Annotated in this window: 13 protein-coding genes and 1 pseudogene; 10 read left to right on the top strand and 4 right to left on the bottom strand. The window is 61.0% G+C overall.

Annotation, left to right across the window (positions count from 1 at the left end):
- Positions 1-9 precede the first annotated feature (9 nt).
- The 8 genes from hisS (at position 10) to OKW98_RS24295 (ending at position 7,827) form a co-directional block, all read left to right on the top strand.
- On the top strand, positions 10-1,299 hold the full coding sequence (gene hisS, locus OKW98_RS24330; RefSeq protein ID WP_265387006.1) for a histidine--tRNA ligase: 1,290 nt from the start codon (positions 10-12) through the stop codon (positions 1,297-1,299).
- 38 nt (positions 1,300-1,337) lie between these two features.
- Complete coding sequence (locus tag OKW98_RS24325) at positions 1,338-1,979, top strand: tetratricopeptide repeat protein (RefSeq protein WP_265387005.1); 642 nt, start codon at positions 1,338-1,340, stop codon at positions 1,977-1,979.
- Positions 1,972-3,123, top strand: a complete 1,152-nt coding sequence (gene bamB / locus OKW98_RS24320; RefSeq protein WP_265387004.1) for an outer membrane protein assembly factor BamB — start codon at positions 1,972-1,974, stop codon at positions 3,121-3,123. Before OKW98_RS24325 ends, bamB begins: the two co-directional genes overlap by 8 nt.
- A 149-nt stretch (positions 3,124-3,272) precedes the next feature.
- On the top strand, positions 3,273-4,745 hold the full coding sequence (gene der / locus OKW98_RS24315; RefSeq protein WP_265387003.1) for a ribosome biogenesis GTPase Der: 1,473 nt from the start codon (positions 3,273-3,275) through the stop codon (positions 4,743-4,745).
- 118 nt (positions 4,746-4,863) lie between these two features.
- Entirely contained in the window at positions 4,864-6,012 is a 1,149-nt protein-coding gene (locus tag OKW98_RS24310; protein ID WP_265387002.1) for a pyridoxal phosphate-dependent aminotransferase, read from the top strand.
- Positions 6,000-6,791: an amidohydrolase gene (locus tag OKW98_RS24305; RefSeq protein ID WP_265387001.1), complete on the top strand. Its 792-nt coding sequence runs from the start codon at positions 6,000-6,002 to the stop codon at positions 6,789-6,791. The genes OKW98_RS24310 and OKW98_RS24305 overlap by 13 nt, the downstream gene beginning before the upstream one ends.
- Positions 6,792-6,849: 58 nt before the next feature.
- Complete coding sequence (locus OKW98_RS24300; protein WP_265387000.1) at positions 6,850-7,293, top strand: hypothetical protein; 444 nt, start codon at positions 6,850-6,852, stop codon at positions 7,291-7,293.
- A gap of 126 nt (positions 7,294-7,419) precedes the next feature.
- Complete coding sequence (locus OKW98_RS24295) at positions 7,420-7,827, top strand: hypothetical protein (RefSeq protein ID WP_265386999.1); 408 nt, start codon at positions 7,420-7,422, stop codon at positions 7,825-7,827.
- A gap of 65 nt (positions 7,828-7,892) precedes the next feature.
- Here OKW98_RS24295 and leuA read toward each other — a convergent pair whose 3' ends face one another.
- The 4 genes and pseudogenes from leuA to OKW98_RS24275 form a co-directional block, all read right to left on the bottom strand.
- Positions 7,893-9,575: a 2-isopropylmalate synthase gene (leuA, locus tag OKW98_RS24290; protein WP_265386998.1), complete on the bottom strand. Its 1,683-nt coding sequence runs from the start codon at positions 9,573-9,575 to the stop codon at positions 7,893-7,895.
- Positions 9,576-10,066: 491 nt separating this feature from the next.
- A complete protein-coding gene (locus tag OKW98_RS24285) occupies positions 10,067-10,909 on the bottom strand; it encodes a peptidoglycan DD-metalloendopeptidase family protein (RefSeq protein ID WP_265386997.1) in 843 nt (280 codons plus the stop codon).
- 3 nt (positions 10,910-10,912) lie between these two features.
- On the bottom strand, positions 10,913-12,292 hold the full coding sequence (gene xseA, locus OKW98_RS24280; protein WP_265386996.1) for an exodeoxyribonuclease VII large subunit: 1,380 nt from the start codon (positions 12,290-12,292) through the stop codon (positions 10,913-10,915).
- 449 nt (positions 12,293-12,741) lie between these two features.
- A pseudogene (locus OKW98_RS24275) lies at positions 12,742-12,917 on the bottom strand (sugar nucleotide-binding protein); the annotation flags it as partial.
- Positions 12,918-12,997: 80 nt separating this feature from the next.
- On the opposite strand from OKW98_RS24275, the gene OKW98_RS24270 reads away from it, so the two are divergent.
- Both OKW98_RS24270 and guaB read left to right on the top strand, forming a co-directional pair.
- Positions 12,998-13,546: a sugar ABC transporter ATPase gene (locus OKW98_RS24270; RefSeq protein ID WP_074886647.1), complete on the top strand. Its 549-nt coding sequence runs from the start codon at positions 12,998-13,000 to the stop codon at positions 13,544-13,546.
- 126 nt (positions 13,547-13,672) lie between these two features.
- Positions 13,673-15,142 carry an IMP dehydrogenase gene (guaB, locus tag OKW98_RS24265; RefSeq protein ID WP_065989989.1) on the top strand — a complete coding sequence of 490 codons (1,470 nt, stop codon included), beginning with the start codon at positions 13,673-13,675 and terminating at the stop codon, positions 15,140-15,142.
- Positions 15,143-15,242: the final 100 nt, after the last annotated feature.

Genomic DNA, 15,242 nt, shown 5'->3' with positions numbered 1-15,242 from the left:
GGAATATTTGTGAGTAAGTCTCTGCAAGCCATTCGTGGCATGAACGACATCCTGCCGGATCAGACGCCGCTGTGGCGCTACTTCGAAGGCACGGTCTCGCGTTTGCTGGATAACTACGGTTATCGCCAGATCCGCATGCCGATCGTCGAGTTCACCGACCTGTTCAAACGCTCCATTGGCGAAGTCACCGACATCGTCGAGAAAGAGATGTACACCTTCGCCGACCGTAATGGCGATTCCCTGACCCTGCGCCCTGAAGGCACGGCGGCGTGCGTGCGTGCGGTCCTCGAACATGGCATCACCGGCGGCGGTCAGGTGCAGAAACTCTGGTACATCGGCCCGATGTTCCGCCACGAGCGTCCGCAAAAAGGCCGTTATCGTCAGTTTCACCAGATCGGCGTCGAGGTGTTCAACCTTGATGGTCCGGACATCGACGCCGAGCTGATCGTGCTGACCTGGCGCCTGTGGGGCCTGCTGGGTATCCGCAACGCCGTCAAACTCGAACTCAACAGCCTGGGCACCAGTGAAGCCCGCGGCCGTTATCGTGAGGCGCTGGTCGAGTATCTCTCGGCGCGTCACGAGCAACTGGACGAAGACAGCCAGCGCCGTCTGAAGACCAACCCGCTGCGTGTGCTGGATACCAAACACCCTGAAACTCAGGCGGTGCTGGTTGATGCACCCAGGCTGGCGGATTACCTGGACGACGAATCCCGGGTTCACTTCGAAGGCCTTAAGGCGCGTCTCGACGCGGCGGGCATTCCGTATGTGATCAACCCGAAGCTGGTTCGCGGCCTGGACTATTACAGCAAAACCGTATTCGAGTGGGTGACTGACCAGCTCGGCGCTCAGGGCACTGTCTGCGCGGGCGGCCGTTACGACGGTCTGGTCGAGCAGATGGGCGGCAAGCCGACCTCGGGCGTGGGCTTTGCCATGGGCATCGAGCGTCTGGTGCTGTTGCTGGAAACCCTCGAGCAGATTCCCGAAGAAATCGCCCGTACCGTCGACGTTTACGTGTGCGCATTCGGCGAGGCCGCCGAGCTGGCAGCGCTGACCCTGTCCGAGCGCTTGCGCGATCAGGCGCCGAACCTGCGTCTGCAAGTCAATGCCGGGGCTGGCAGCTTCAAGAGCCAGTTCAAGAAGGCCGACAAGAGCGGCGCGCTGTACGCGTTGATCCTTGGCGACGAAGAGCTGGCGCGCAAGGAAGTGGGCGTCAAGCCGCTGCGTGGTCAGGGCGAGCAACAAAATATTGCCTGGGATGCTCTGTCCGAGCACCTGGCCACCTGCATCTCGCAGGGTTGAAGCAGATAAAAGCCGATTTAGCGAATAGGAGTATTGGGGTGTCGAGTACCGATGATGATGAGCTGGTTGCCGTAAAGGACTGGTGGCAGCGTAACGGCAAGCCTCTGCTGACCGGCGGCCTGCTGGCGGTGATCGTGGTGTTGGGCTGGCAAGGCTGGCAGCGCTATCAGAACAACCAGGCGCAAGGTGGTTCGGCGCTGTATCAGCAATTGCTGGAAACTGCACTGACGCCAAGCGGCCAGGCCGATGCAGGCCGAGTGGCCGAGATCGCCGGCAAGCTGAAGAGCGAATTCGGCGGCACCGCGTACGCTCAGTACGGCAGTCTGTTCGTGGCCAAGGTGGCCGTGGACACGGGCAAGCTGGATGACGCCGCGAACGAACTAAAATCCGTGACCGACAAGCCGGCCAACGCGACGCTGGGTGAAATCGCCCGTCAGCGTCTGGCTCGCGTGCTCGCTGCACAGAACAAGGCTGAAGACGCGCTGAAGCTGCTCGACGGTCAGGCCGACAAGTCCTTCGCGGCCAGCCGTGAAGAGCTGCGCGGCGACCTGCTGGTTCAGCTGGGTCGCACCGATGATGCCTATGCTGCGTACAAAAAGGCCAAGGCGGCGCTTTCTGAAGAAGCGGCTGTTGGCGGTCTGCAAATGAAGCTCGACGACCTGGCGAAAGGGGATGCGTGACGTGATTCGTTGGAAACATGCAGCATTGCTGGCTCTGGCCATTCTGGCCGCGGGTTGCAGCAGCAACAGCAAAAAAGAGCTGCCTCCGGCAGAACTCGTCGACTTCAAACAGGAAGTGACCCTGCAGAAGTTGTGGAGCCGCTCCGTCGGTGACGGTCAGGGCGACATCTACAACATGCTGGTTCCGGCCATCGACGGTGAGAATATCTACGCTGCCGATGCGAACGGTCTGGTCATGGCGATCAATCGCAGCAACGGCGACGTGGTCTGGAAAAAAGAGCTTGAGCAACCGGTCTCCGGCGCCGTCGGCGTAGGTTTTGGTCTGGTCATGCTCGGCACGTTGCGCGGCGAAGTCATCGTCCTCGACGAAGCGACCGGCGAGCAGAAGTGGAAAGCCAAGGCGACCAGCGAAGTGCTGTCGGCTCCGGCCACCAACGGCAGCGTTGTGGTTGCCCAGACCCAGGATGATCGGGTCATCGGTTATGACGCCATCACTGGCGATCAACGCTGGATCTACGAGAGCAGCCCTGCTGTTCTGACACTGCGTGGCACCGGTGCACCGATTGCCACCCCTTCGCTGGCCATTGCAGGTTTGTCGACCGGTAAGGTCGTGGCGCTGGACATCAACAACGGCGTACCGGCCTGGGAGCAGCGCGTTGCCATTCCGGCAGGTCGCTCCGAGCTGGATCGCGTGGTCGACATCGACGGTGGTCTGCTGCTCTCCGGCAACACGTTGTATGTCGCGACTTACCAGGGTCGCGTAGCCGGTCTGGAACTGCAGAGCGGTCGCGTGCTGTGGCAGCGTGATGCCTCGAGCTATTCGGGTGTGGCGCAGGGCTTCGGCAGCGTTTACGTCTCGCTGGCCAACGGCACGGTGGAAGGCATCGATGAGCGCTCGTCCACCGGTCTGTGGAGCAACGACTCGCTGGCCCGTCGCCAACTCGGCGCGCCGGAAGTGTTCTCCAGCTACGTCGCAGTCGGTGACATGGAAGGCTATCTGCACCTGCTGAGCCAGGTCGATGGTCATTTTGTCGCCCGTGAAAAGATTGACAGCGATGGCCTGCGTGCTCGCCCGCTGGTCTCCGGCAGCACCATTTATGTCTTCGGCAACAGCGGCAAGCTGGAAGCGCTGACGATCAAGTAGTGGCTGTCTATGCTTGAGGAGGTCGTGTTTTGGCTTCCCCAGGCGGCCCCGCTTTCATGGGGCCTGCGACGCTTCGGCGTTGCTCCGAACTCCGGCCGCTGCCTTGCAGCGGCTTTTGTATTTTCTGAAATAACGAAGTGGAGAGCCGCATGGTTCCCGTAATCGCCCTGGTGGGTCGACCGAACGTCGGCAAGTCCACCTTGTTCAACCGCCTGACCAGGACTCGCGACGCCATCGTCGGCGACTTGTCCGGTCTGACCCGTGATCGCCAATACGGTGAGGCCAAGTGGCAAGGGCGCTCCTACATCCTGATCGACACCGGCGGTATCTCCGGTGACGAGCACGGCATGGACGAAAAAATGGCCGAGCAGTCGCTGCTGGCCATCGAAGAAGCCGATGTCGTGTTGTTCCTCGTTGACGCCAAAGCAGGCTTCACTGCCGCCGACCAGATGATTGGCGAGCACTTGCGCAAGCGCAACAAGACGTCTTACGTGGTCGCCAACAAGGTCGACAACATCGACCCTGACATGGCCCGCGCCGAGTTTTCACCGCTGGGCATGGGTGACGCGATTCCGGTTGCCGGCGCTCACGGTCGTGGCATTACTCAGATGCTCGAAATCGCCCTGCGCGACTTCCCGAAAGACGCTGATGAAGTCGAAGAAGGCGAAGAAGAGGAAGTCGTCGCCGAAGGTCAGGAAGCCAAGCGCATTCCCGGCCCGAGCGAGAAGGACGGCATCAAGATCGCGATCATCGGTCGCCCCAACGTTGGCAAGTCGACGCTGGTCAACCGCATGCTCGGTGAAGACCGCGTCATCGTATACGACGAGCCGGGCACCACCCGCGACAGCATTTACATCCCGTTCGAACGCAACGAGGAAAAGTACACGCTGATCGACACCGCCGGTGTGCGCAAGCGCGGCAAGATCCACGAAGAAGTCGAAAAGTTCTCCGTGGTCAAAACCCTGCAGGCGATCAAAGACGCCAACGTGGTGATCTTCGTGATGGACGCCCGTGAAGGCGTCGTCGACCACGACCTCAACCTGTTGGGCTTTGCCCTTGAATCCGGTCGGGCCCTGGTCATCGCGCTGAACAAGTGGGATGGCATGGTGCCTAGCGAGCGCGATTACGTGAAGGTCGAGCTGGAGCGTCGGTTGTTCTTCGTCGACTTCGCCGACATCCACTTCATCTCGGCGCTGCATGGCACGGGCGTGGGCAACCTGTATCAGTCGGTGCAGAACTCGTTCAAATCCGCCGTGACCCGCTGGCCGACCAGCCGCCTGACCCAGATTCTGGAAGACGCGGTCAGCGAGCACGCACCGCCGATGGTGGGCAGTCGCCGCATCAAGCTGCGTTACGCTCACTTGGGTGGCGCGAACCCGCCGTTGATCGTGATTCACGGTAACCAGGTCGAGAAAGTACCGAAGTCGTACGTCCGCTATCTCGAGAACACCTACCGCCGTGTGCTCAAGCTGGTCGGTACGCCGATCCGCATCGAGTTCAAGGGTGGCGAGAACCCGTACGAAGGCAACAAGAACACGCTGACGGACCGCCAGGTCAACAAGAAGCGTCGAATGATGTCGCACCACAAGAAAGCCGACAAGAAGCGCCGCGACAAGCGTTGATCGTGTAAAGGTCTTTCTCGGAAAAGGCGCCAGTGGCGCCTTTTTTTGTGCGCGACATCTGGGCTATCCTGCGGGTCCCCGAGCCCTTCAGGTGTCGGGAGTGGAGCAGGAAAACCCCATGATCACCAGCAAACTGCCGAACGTTGGCACCACCATTTTTACCGTGATGTCCCAGCTGGCCGCTGAAACCGGGGCGATCAATCTGTCTCAGGGTTTTCCCGATTTCGATGGGCCCGACGCACTGCGTGAAGCCCTTTGCCGCCGCGTCATGGACGGCAACAACCAATACGCGCCGATGGCTGGCCTGCCTGCGTTGCGCGAGCAAGTCGCCGCGAAGATCGCCCGGTGCTACGGCCGTCAGGTCGGCGTCGACAGCGAAATCACCATCACACCCGGCGCTACCCACGCCATCTTCTGCGCGATCCAAACCGTTGTGAGTACCGGTGACGAAGTTATCGTCTTCGACCCGTGCTACGACAGTTATGCGCCTTCTGTGGAACTGGCCGGCGGGCGCACCGTGCATGTGCAGCTCAAGGACGGCGACTTCGCCATCGACTGGGAGAAACTCAGTGCTGCGCTGAGCCCTCGCACCCGGATGATCGTCATCAACACGCCCCACAACCCCAGCGGCGCGCTGATCACTCGCGATGAACTGGATCGGCTGGCGGCATTGATCCGTGATCGCGATATTTACGTGCTCAGCGACGAGGTCTACGAGCATCTGGTGTTTGACGGCCTGCAGCACGCCAGCGTGCTGGCCCATGACGAACTCTACCAGCGCGCCTTTGTGGTCAGTTCGTTCGGCAAGACCTATCACGTCACCGGCTGGAAAACCGGCTACCTCGTTGCGCCGCCGGCACTGACCGCCGAAGCGCGCAAGATCCATCAGTTCGTCGCGTTCTGCGGGGTTACACCGCTGCAATGGGCGCTGGCCGATTTCATGGCGGCGCACCCGGAGCACGTCGACGAACTGCCGGCGTTCTATCAGGCCAAACGCGACTATTTCTGCGATCGCCTTGAAGCCTCGCGCTTCACCTTCACGCGCGCCAGCGGCACCTACTTTCAGCTCGTTGATTACTCGCAGATCCGTCCGGACCTCAACGATGTGGACATGTCGCTGTGGATGACCCGCGAGCACGGTGTGGCGAGCATTCCGATCTCGGTTTTCTATCAGAATCCGCCCGAAGGCCAGCGCCTGATCCGGCTGTGCTTTCCCAAGCGTGAGGAGACGCTGCGTCTGGCGGCGGAAAAACTATGCGCGATCTGAGCACGCTGCCCAATCTGAGTATCGCGCTGGTCCAGACCACGCTGGTCTGGCACGACGCCCCGGCGAACCACGCTCACTTCGAAGAGCTCCTGGCCCAGGCCAGGGGCGCAGATCTGGTGATCCTGCCGGAGATGTTCACCACCGGGTTTTCCATGGAATCCGAGACGCTGGCCGAGCCCGAAGACGGCCCGACGGCCCAGTGGATACTGGCGCAAGCCAGGCAACTGGATGCGGTGGTGACCGGCAGCGTGATCATTCGCGCCGCTGACGGCAGCCATCGCAATCGCCTGCTGTGGGCGCGGCCAGATGGCGAGCTGCTGCATTACGACAAGCGCCACCTGTTCAGAATGGCCGGGGAGCACGAGCATTACAGCCCAGGGGAACGCCAGGTGCAGTTCGAGCTCAAGGGCTGGCGCATTCGTCCGCTGATCTGCTACGACCTGCGTTTCCCAGTGTGGAGCCGTGACGCCCACAACACCGATCTGCTGCTTTACACCGCCAACTGGCCGGGCGCTCGCCGTCTGCACTGGAACCGCTTGCTGCCGGCGCGGGCCATCGAGAACCTGTGTTACGTCGCGGCGGTGAACCGCGTGGGCATCGATGGCAAGGGCTTCGCCTACACAGGCGACAGCCAGGTGCTGGACTTCCAGGGCGAGAGCCTGCTGAACATCGGCGAGGCGGATGGGGTGTTTCAGGTCAGCCTGTCCGCGCAGAGCCTGGCGGCGTACCGAGAGAAATTCCCGGCCTGTCTCGACGCTGATACATTCGAGATACAGTAACGTCATAGAGTTAATGGACAGGTGGTCGATAGCGCTTGTACCCAGACAGGAGATCGGTATGACCACCATCAGCACATCCTCATTGAGTTCGTATTCCGCCAGCTTTACCGTTGCGGTCAAGAAAGACGCCACGACCACTGCGGCTGACAGCGACACCTCCACCACGACAGATGCCACTTCGGCGTCTGCATCGACGACAACGACTGCAGCCGGTGGCGCTGGCGGTGCCGGTGGGGCAGGCGGGGCGTCTGATTCCTCCTCCAGCACCAGCGAGCAGGCCATCGAAAAGCTGGAAGAGCAGATCAAGGAGACCCAGAAGCGCTTGCAGGAGCAGCAACAGCAACTCGCTGCCGCTCAGGCAAGTTCGGGCTCTGACGAGGAAAAGTCCGCGCGGGTAATGGCCATTCAGGGGCAGATCTCGTCGACGACCGCCAGCCTGTCCACGGAGCAGGCGGCGCTCTTGCAGCTGCAAAAGTCCGGCAGCATCAACACCACTGCCTGATTCACTGATTTACAGACAAAACCGCTCCATGACTTCGGTCGTGGGGCGTTTGTGCGTCTGCAACAAATTCGACTTCAGATGTTTGTACGCTGGCCGATACAAAGTGCACCTCATAAGGAGTTCATCATGACCACCATCAACACCAGTTCGTTGGCTGCTTACTCCAGCGTGTTCACGGCTGCCGTCAAGACCGACGACTCCACCAAGAGCGATGCCAAGACCGCCAGCGTCGAGTTGCGTGGCAACGTCTATGGCGACCCTCAAGCCACCGGTGCCGGCAAGGCAGGTGCGGCGTCGAGCCCCCAAGACCAGGCGATCCAGCAACTGCAAGAGCAGATCAAGGAGACCCAAAAGATCTTGCTACAACAGCAGGCTCAGCTGGCCGCCGCTCAGAACAGCAAGGCGTCGGATGAGGAAAAATCTGCCCAGGTCATGGCTATCCAGCAGCAGATTTCCGGGACAATGGCTCAGTTGAACGCTCAGCAGGGCGCGCTGCTGAACCTAATGAAAGGCACGGTCAGCACAACGGCCTGATCATCGAGCTTCAAAATAAAAGGCCCTGAAACTCACGCTTCAGGGCCTTTTTTCGTTGCGATGAATTACGCCGCTTTTGTCGCGTCAGCCTGCAGCAAGCCGCGATTAAGTGCGCTGAACAGCGCCTTGAAGCTGGCCGTGGTGATGTTTTCGTCAATGCCGACGCCATGCACCGCCCGGTCACCGTTCACACGCAACTCGATGTAAGCAGCGGCCTTGGCCGTGGTGCCTGCGCCGATGGCGTGTTCGTTGTAGTCCATGATCTCGGCTGAAACCGGCAGACCGGCGACCAGCGCTTCCAATGCGCCGTTGCCGGTGCCTTTCCAGCGCAGATTGCTTTCGCTGTCGCTCATTCCGGTCACGACCACTTCAACGGCACTGTTGCCGTTTTCTTCTTGCAAACGATGGCTGACCAGCGCGTACGGCTTGTTGGCCTGCAAGTATTCACGCTTGAACAGCGAGTAAATCTGCTGAGCCGTCATTTCCAGGCCCAGACGATCGGTCTCGCCCTGAACCACCTGGCTGAACTCGATCTGCATGCGACGCGGCAGGGAAATGCCGTATTCCTGTTCCAGCAGGTAGGTGATCCCGCCCTTGCCGGACTGGCTGTTGACGCGGATGACCGCCTCGTAGCTGCGACCAATGTCGGCTGGATCGATTGGCAAGTACGGCACTTCCCACATCGTGCCTTCTTTCTGCTGGGTGAGGCCCTTGCGGATCGCATCCTGGTGGGAGCCGGAGAACGCGGTATGCACCAGATCACCAACGTACGGATGACGCGGGTGCACCGGAATCTGGTTGCACTCTTCAACCACCTTGCGCACGCCGTCGATGTCGGAAAAGTCCAACTGTGGATTCAGGCCCTGGGTGTACATGTTCAGCGCGACGGTCACGAGGTCGACGTTGCCGGTGCGCTCGCCGTTGCCGAACAAGCAGCCTTCAACGCGATCCGCGCCCGCCATCAGGCCCAGCTCGGTTGCCGCGACGCCGGTACCACGGTCGTTGTGGGTGTGTAGGCTGATGATCACGCTGTCACGACGGGAAATGTTGCGGCAGAACCATTCGATCTGGTCGGCGTAAATGTTCGGGGTTGCGACTTCGACGGTCGCCGGCAAATTCAGGATCACCTTGTTCTGCGGCGTCGCGTTCCACACGTCAATGACGGCGTCGCAGACTTCCTTGGCGAACTCCAGCTCGGTGGCGCTGAACGTCTCCGGCGAGTACTCGAACTGCCATTGGGTTTCTGGCTGCTGGGCGGCGTATTTGACGAACAGCTGCGCGGCATTCACTGCGATGGCCTTGACGCCTGCTTTGTCCTGGTTGAAGACGATGCGGCGGAAGGACGGGCAGGTGGCGTTATACAGATGGACGATGGCTTTTTTCGCACCGCGCAGGGACTCGAACGTCCGCGCGATCAGGTCTTCGCGAGCCTGCGTCAGCACCTGAATCGTGGTGTCGTCCGGGATGTGGCCGTCTTCGATGAGCGTGCGCACGAAGTCGAAATCGGTTTGCGACGCGGAAGGGAAGGAGGCTTCGATTTCCTTCACACCCACTTGCACGAGGGTTTTCCAGAAACGCAGTTTCTTGACCGCATCCATGGGCTCGATCAGCGACTGGTTACCGTCACGCAAGTCGGAACTGCACCAGATCGGCGCCGCAGTGATGGCCTTGGAAGGCCAGGTGCGGTCAGGCAGGTCGATGACAGGAAAGGCGCGGTACTTCGTCGAGGGATCTTTGAGCATGGTCATGTGAATAATCCTTGTTGTACTCAGGGCCGAAAAAAGGCGGCCAGCCGGTTGATGCGAGAGTAGCACTGCGGGGTGAGCGTCGAGGCACCGCGTTCAGCTTTGCAGTCGTGCACTGACGAGGCAGAGGCAGCGATGTTGACGCATCAGAATGAGGGTGTGAGAGGTTTTCATGTCGCCAAACGTAACCAATGGGGTGAAAGCTGGCAAGCGGTTGGGAAAAATTGAGAGAAATGACCGGTAAATGCTCGAGATCGATATTTTATTGCTGGGTTTCAAGGCTATGCGCGATTTAATTGCCCATTCGATTCGGTCTGAACGTACCGATCGCGCGTGAGCAGGCTCAGCAGGATGTAGGCATTCCAATTGTAGGACTGGCTTCAGCCGGGAAGGGGCCAGAATTTACACCATCAGAGTTGCGGTGTTGCGCCTGACGCCTTCCCGGCTAAAGCCGGTCCTACGGGGGGCTGCAGGGTTAATAAAACGATCAAGCGTCACGGCTGAAACGCATTAATGAAAATCGCCGGATCAACCCGCGCGTCATTCAGGCTGACGTTCCAGTGCATGTGCGGCCCCGTCGCGCGACCAGTCGAACCCACGCGCCCGACCACGCCACCGCGCGGCACGGCATCGCCGACCTTCACGTCGATCTTCGACATATGGCAGAACATGCTGATGAAACCCTGGCCGTGATCGACGAACACAGTGTTGCCATTGAAGAAGTAATTGCCGATCAGAATCACTTTGCCCGCAGCCGGCGACTTGATAGGCGTACCAGCCGGAACGGCGAAATCCAGTCCCGCGTGCGGGTTGCGCTCCTCACCGTTGAAAAAGCGCCGCACACCGAATTTGCTCGAGAGCGGCCCGTCCACCGGTTTGTCCAGCAGCAGGTTGCTCGGCGTCACGGGACTGAACGTACGGTAGGCGCGGACCTGCACGTCGAGTTCCTGCTCGATGCGCTTGAGGTCGTCCGGGTTCGGATTGACCTGACGCTGGTTCTTCAGGGTAATCCGCTGTTCCGGGTACTTCTTGTCGCCCACCACGAAAGGCACGTTGCGACCGCCGCTGCTGACCTGCTGCGCAGTGCCTGGCTTGGTACTCAGCGGGATGCCGACGATGGCCAGCCAGCGCGCGTCCTGATCCTTGACCACCAGCACCGGTTTGCCCTGCCACGTGGCTTTGGGCGCTTGCGCGGCGGGGCCGAGATCGACCACCGCCACGCCGCCCGGCACCGGCTTGTTGAGCAGGCGGGAAATGTAGCTGTCAGCGTAGGCGGGCAGGGCAGCGCAAAAGACCAGGGCAGCAGTTGCCAACGAACGGGATAGAAAAGGCAGCATTGATCAATCCAGAAGTGAAAGGGTGACAGGCGTCAGATGGTTGTCTTCGACGCGCACTTGCAGCTCACCGTCCGCCAGCTTTGCCGTCAGGCGCTGACCCTGATGAGTCTGCTCGGCAGCGCGAATGGCCCTGCCGCGTTCATCCAGCAAAATACTGTAGCCACGGCCAAGGGTCGCCAGCGGGCTGACCACGTTGAGCGTCTGCACCTGACTTTGCAGCTGCAGGCGACGGCTTTTGAGGTTTTCCTTGATCGCGCGCGGCAGCCGTTCGGCCAATACCGCCAGGCGCTGACGCAGAAACATCAGCGTGCGTCCCGGATGTTGCGCGGCCAGGCGGCTTTCCAGATGGCTCATGCGCACCAGGCGCTTGTGCATCTGCTGCTCGAAGGCCCGGCGCATGCGCATGTCCAGGTCGTCGAGGCGCTGGGCGCGCTGGCGCAACCGCTCGCCGGGGTGGCGCAAGCGGCGGGAAATACCGTCCAGGCGCAATTGCTCGCGCATCAGCCGATCCTGCATGCGGCTGATCAGCCGGCGCTCCAGGCTGTCGACGCGGCGCTGCAAGTCGCTTGAATCCGGCGCCAGCAGTTCAGCGGCGGCGGAGGGCGTGGGTGCGCGCACGTCGGCGACGAAGTCACTGATCGAAACATCGGTTTCGTGGCCGACCGCGCTGACGATCGGCGTCACGCACGCATCGATGGCGCGGGCGACGGCTTCCTCGTTGAAGCACCAGAGGTCCTCCAGCGAGCCGCCGCCCCGCGCCAGGATCAACGCATCGAAGCCCCTTCCATCCGCAAGCTTCAGGGCGCGCACGATCTGGCCGATGGCTTCGCGGCCCTGCACGGCGGTGGGAATCAGGGTGAGTTCGACTTGGGGCGCGCGACGACGAAACACGCTGATGATGTCGCGAATCACCGCGCCGGTTGGGGAGCTGATGATGCCGATGCGCTTGGGGTGCAGGGGCAGGGCGACCTTGCGCTCGGCGCTGAACAGGCCTTCGGCGCTGAGCTTCTCCTTCAACGCGTCGAAGGCCAGACGCAGTGCACCATCGCCAGCAGGCTCGACGGTGTCGAGAATCAGCTGATAGTCGCCGCGACCTTCAAACAGCGAGACCTTGCCGCGCACCTTGACCGCCAGGCCGTCCTTCAATGCCTGACGCACCCGCGCCGCATTGCTGCGAAACAGCGCGCAACGCACCTGGGCGCCGGAGTCCTTCAGCGTGAAGTAAACGTGCCCTGAGGCCGGACGCGAGAGGTTGGAAATCTCGCCCTCGACCCAGATGCTGGAAAACACATCCTCCAGCAGCACGCGTGCGCGGCCATTGAGCTGGCTGACAGTGAGGACGTCCCGGTCAAGGCCGAGTCTTGCGAAGGGGTCTTTGATCATGGCGGCATCATAAAGGCATTGGGGCACGGGTCACCAGATGAGATCGCTGACGCCGGGCGCTAAGAGAGCGCCCAAATCCGAGGTGTTATAGGCGTGCGTACTTCTACCGGCTGCGCAGCAGTCGTAAAAACAGGCAACGCTGGTCTCGCTGACCCACCGTATTCACCTGTTTTACTGCCGCTGCGCGCCAGATCGCGGGCAAGCGCGCTCCTACGCCCTTCGGGCAGAGGCCGACCGCGACCCATGCCCTTTCACCGGCCATTTCACACCTGAGGGGTGGTCATCCAACGAAGATTACCAACACCAGCGCAGATTAACGGATGGCGCAAATCACCTGTAGGAGCGCGCTTGCCCGCGAACGCGGTGGGTCAGTCACCTTTCCATCAACTGACAGGACGCGTTCGCCAGCAAGCCGGCTCCTACAGGCTGGCAGTGTCAGGGCTATCTCGGAGCTGTTTGAGCACCGAAATGATAAACCTCGCGGCGCCGTCGACCGGGGTCGGATTGCCACGACGGTCGTCCGCCAGCAGCAATTCACCGTGGGGGGGGCGGCGCGGCTGAGAAAACGCCAGAGTACGCCTTCGGCGCAGTCGTCGAGCAGCCAGCCGAAACGCAACAGCACATGCGACCCGACGGCCATACTTGACGTCACCGACAGCGCGATTAAGCTGCCGCCCCCCCGATTACTCGTCAGACAGGCCCGTCATGGACACCCAAAGCATCATCGTCCCGCAAATCTCCAGCTTTCCTGCGCACGAAGCGAAGGCGCGGGCGATCCTGCGCTGGCTGGTGAAGCTGAACGTCGTCGAGGAATCGCTGACCACCTGTGGGCGCAGCTTCAATCGCATGGCCTACGCGGTTGCGCCGGGCGCGCGACGCTTCGTCGAAAACCCTGACGCCTTGCCATTCGGTCAACCGGTCAACGGCCTGGAAATCGTCCTCAAGCGGTGCATCTATACGCCGCAGCAGGGCTTCAAGGAGGAGGCCGGTTGCCCGGAATGCCGGCGTGAGATCGGCGAAGCGCTGTTCGACAGCCTGGAAGACTGGATGCCGGGCCACACCGACAACTTCATGTGCCCCGAATGCCGCCATGAAGACGACATCAACGGGTTTCTGTTTCTTGAGCCCTGCGGGTTCTCGAATCTGGGGTTCATCTTCAACAACTGGCTGGATGCCGGCTTCAAAAGCAGCTTCGTCGAGGCATTTGCCGAGCGCATGGACCGTCCGGTTTCTCACGTCAAAGTCAGAATGTAGATATGTACTGCTGTCATTGGGCGCCGTAATCCGGCTCATGCGTAAATAGCCTGATCTTTACATTGAGATAGTGCAGGTGTCTGGGTACAATGGCGCGCTTCCATTTTCCCGCTCGGGAGCCCAGCGATGCTGCGTATAAGCCAAGAAGCCCTTACATTCGACGACATTCTCCTTGTGCCCGGTTATTCCGAGGTGCTTCCCAACGAAGTCAGTCTGAAAACACGATTGACCCGTGGCATCGAACTCAATATCCCCCTCGTTTCCGCCGCTATGGACACCGTCACTGAAGCCCGTCTGGCAATCGCCATGGCTCAGGAAGGCGGCATCGGCATCATCCACAAGAACATGACCGTCGAGCAGCAAGCTGCCGAAGTGCGCAAGGTCAAGAAGTTCGAAGCGGGTGTGGTCAAGGATCCGATCACCATCGAGGCTGACGCCACCGTTCGCGACCTGTTCGAACTGACCCGTCAACACAACATCTCCGGCGTTCCGGTCCTGCATGACGGCGAGCTCGTCGGCATCGTGACCTCCCGCGACGTACGTTTTGAAACCCGCCTTGATGTGCCTGTTCGCGAAGTGATGACGCCGAAAGAGCGTCTGGTCACCGTCCGTGAAGGCGCCGACAAGTACGAAGTGCGCGATCTGCTGCACAAGCACCGTCTGGAAAAAGTCCTGATCGTGGACGACAAGTTCGCACTCAAGGGCATGATGACCGTCAAGGACATCGAGAAATCCAAAGCGTGGCCGCTGGCGAGCAAAGACGACCAGGGTCGTCTGCGTGTCGGCGCAGCGGTCGGCACCGGTAAAGACACCGGCGAACGCGTCAGCGCGCTGGTTGCGGCGGGCGTGGACGTCATCGTTGTTGACACCGCTCACGGCCACTCCAAAGGCGTGATTGACCGCGTTCGCTGGGTCAAACAGAACTTCCCTGACGTGCAAGTCATCGGCGGCAACATCGCCACCGGCGCCGCTGCATTGGCACTGGTCGAGGCCGGCGCTGACGGCGTGAAGGTCGGCATTGGTCCTGGCTCCATCTGCACCACCCGTATCGTGGCTGGCGTGGGCGTCCCGCAAATCAGTGCCATCGCCAACGTGGCTTCGGCACTGGAAGGCACTGACGTTCCGCTGATCGCCGACGGCGGCATCCGCTTCTCGGGTGACCTGTCCAAGGCCATCGTTGCCGGCGCCTACTGCGTGATGATGGGTTCGATGTTTGCCGGTACCGAAGAGGCACCGGGCGAGATCGAGCTGTTCCAGGGCCGTTCGTACAAGGCCTACCGCGGCATGGGTTCGCTGGGCGCAATGTCCCAGGCCCAGGGCTCGTCGGACCGTTACTTCCAGGACTCGTCCGACGGCGCGGAAAAACTGGTACCGGAAGGTATCGAAGGCCGCGTTGCGTACAAGGGTTCGCTGACTGCCATCGTTCACCAGTTGATGGGCGGCCTGCGCTCCTCGATGGGTTACACCGGCAGCGCAGACATCCACGAAATGCGCACCAAGCCTGAATTCGTGCGCATCACCGGTGCCGGCATGGCGGAGTCCCACGTTCACGACGTGCAGATCACCAAGGAAGCGCCGAACTACCGGGTCGGCTGACGCCTCCAGCCACAAGTTGATAGTTACTAGCTACAAGCGATCTGTAGCGGCACCGCCTTTAGGCCTGTCGCTACGGATCTGCGGCCCCTGACACCTTGCA

This window comes from Pseudomonas sp. KU26590, assembly GCF_026153515.1.
In the GTDB taxonomy this organism is placed as follows: Bacteria; Pseudomonadota; Gammaproteobacteria; order Pseudomonadales; family Pseudomonadaceae; genus Aquipseudomonas.
This window is presented reverse-complemented; position numbering and strand designations above follow the sequence as displayed.

What these genes read in the sequence shown, in the direction of transcription:
- bamB (WP_265387004.1), top strand. Translation starts at nt 1,972, where the DNA reads ATGCGTGACGTGATTCGTTGGAAACATGCAGCATTGCTGGCTCTGGCC.
- der (WP_265387003.1), top strand. Translation starts at nt 3,273, where the DNA reads ATGGTTCCCGTAATCGCCCTGGTGGGTCGACCGAACGTCGGCAAGTCC.
- OKW98_RS24310 (WP_265387002.1), top strand. Translation starts at nt 4,864, where the DNA reads ATGATCACCAGCAAACTGCCGAACGTTGGCACCACCATTTTTACCGTG.
- OKW98_RS24305 (WP_265387001.1), top strand. Translation starts at nt 6,000, where the DNA reads ATGCGCGATCTGAGCACGCTGCCCAATCTGAGTATCGCGCTGGTCCAG.
- OKW98_RS24300 (WP_265387000.1), top strand. Translation starts at nt 6,850, where the DNA reads ATGACCACCATCAGCACATCCTCATTGAGTTCGTATTCCGCCAGCTTT.
- OKW98_RS24295 (WP_265386999.1), top strand. Translation starts at nt 7,420, where the DNA reads ATGACCACCATCAACACCAGTTCGTTGGCTGCTTACTCCAGCGTGTTC.
- leuA (WP_265386998.1), bottom strand. Translation starts at nt 9,575, where the DNA reads ATGACCATGCTCAAAGATCCCTCGACGAAGTACCGCGCCTTTCCTGTC.
- OKW98_RS24285 (WP_265386997.1), bottom strand. Translation starts at nt 10,909, where the DNA reads ATGCTGCCTTTTCTATCCCGTTCGTTGGCAACTGCTGCCCTGGTCTTT.
- xseA (WP_265386996.1), bottom strand. Translation starts at nt 12,292, where the DNA reads ATGATCAAAGACCCCTTCGCAAGACTCGGCCTTGACCGGGACGTCCTC.
- OKW98_RS24270 (WP_074886647.1), top strand. Translation starts at nt 12,998, where the DNA reads ATGGACACCCAAAGCATCATCGTCCCGCAAATCTCCAGCTTTCCTGCG.
- guaB (WP_065989989.1), top strand. Translation starts at nt 13,673, where the DNA reads ATGCTGCGTATAAGCCAAGAAGCCCTTACATTCGACGACATTCTCCTT.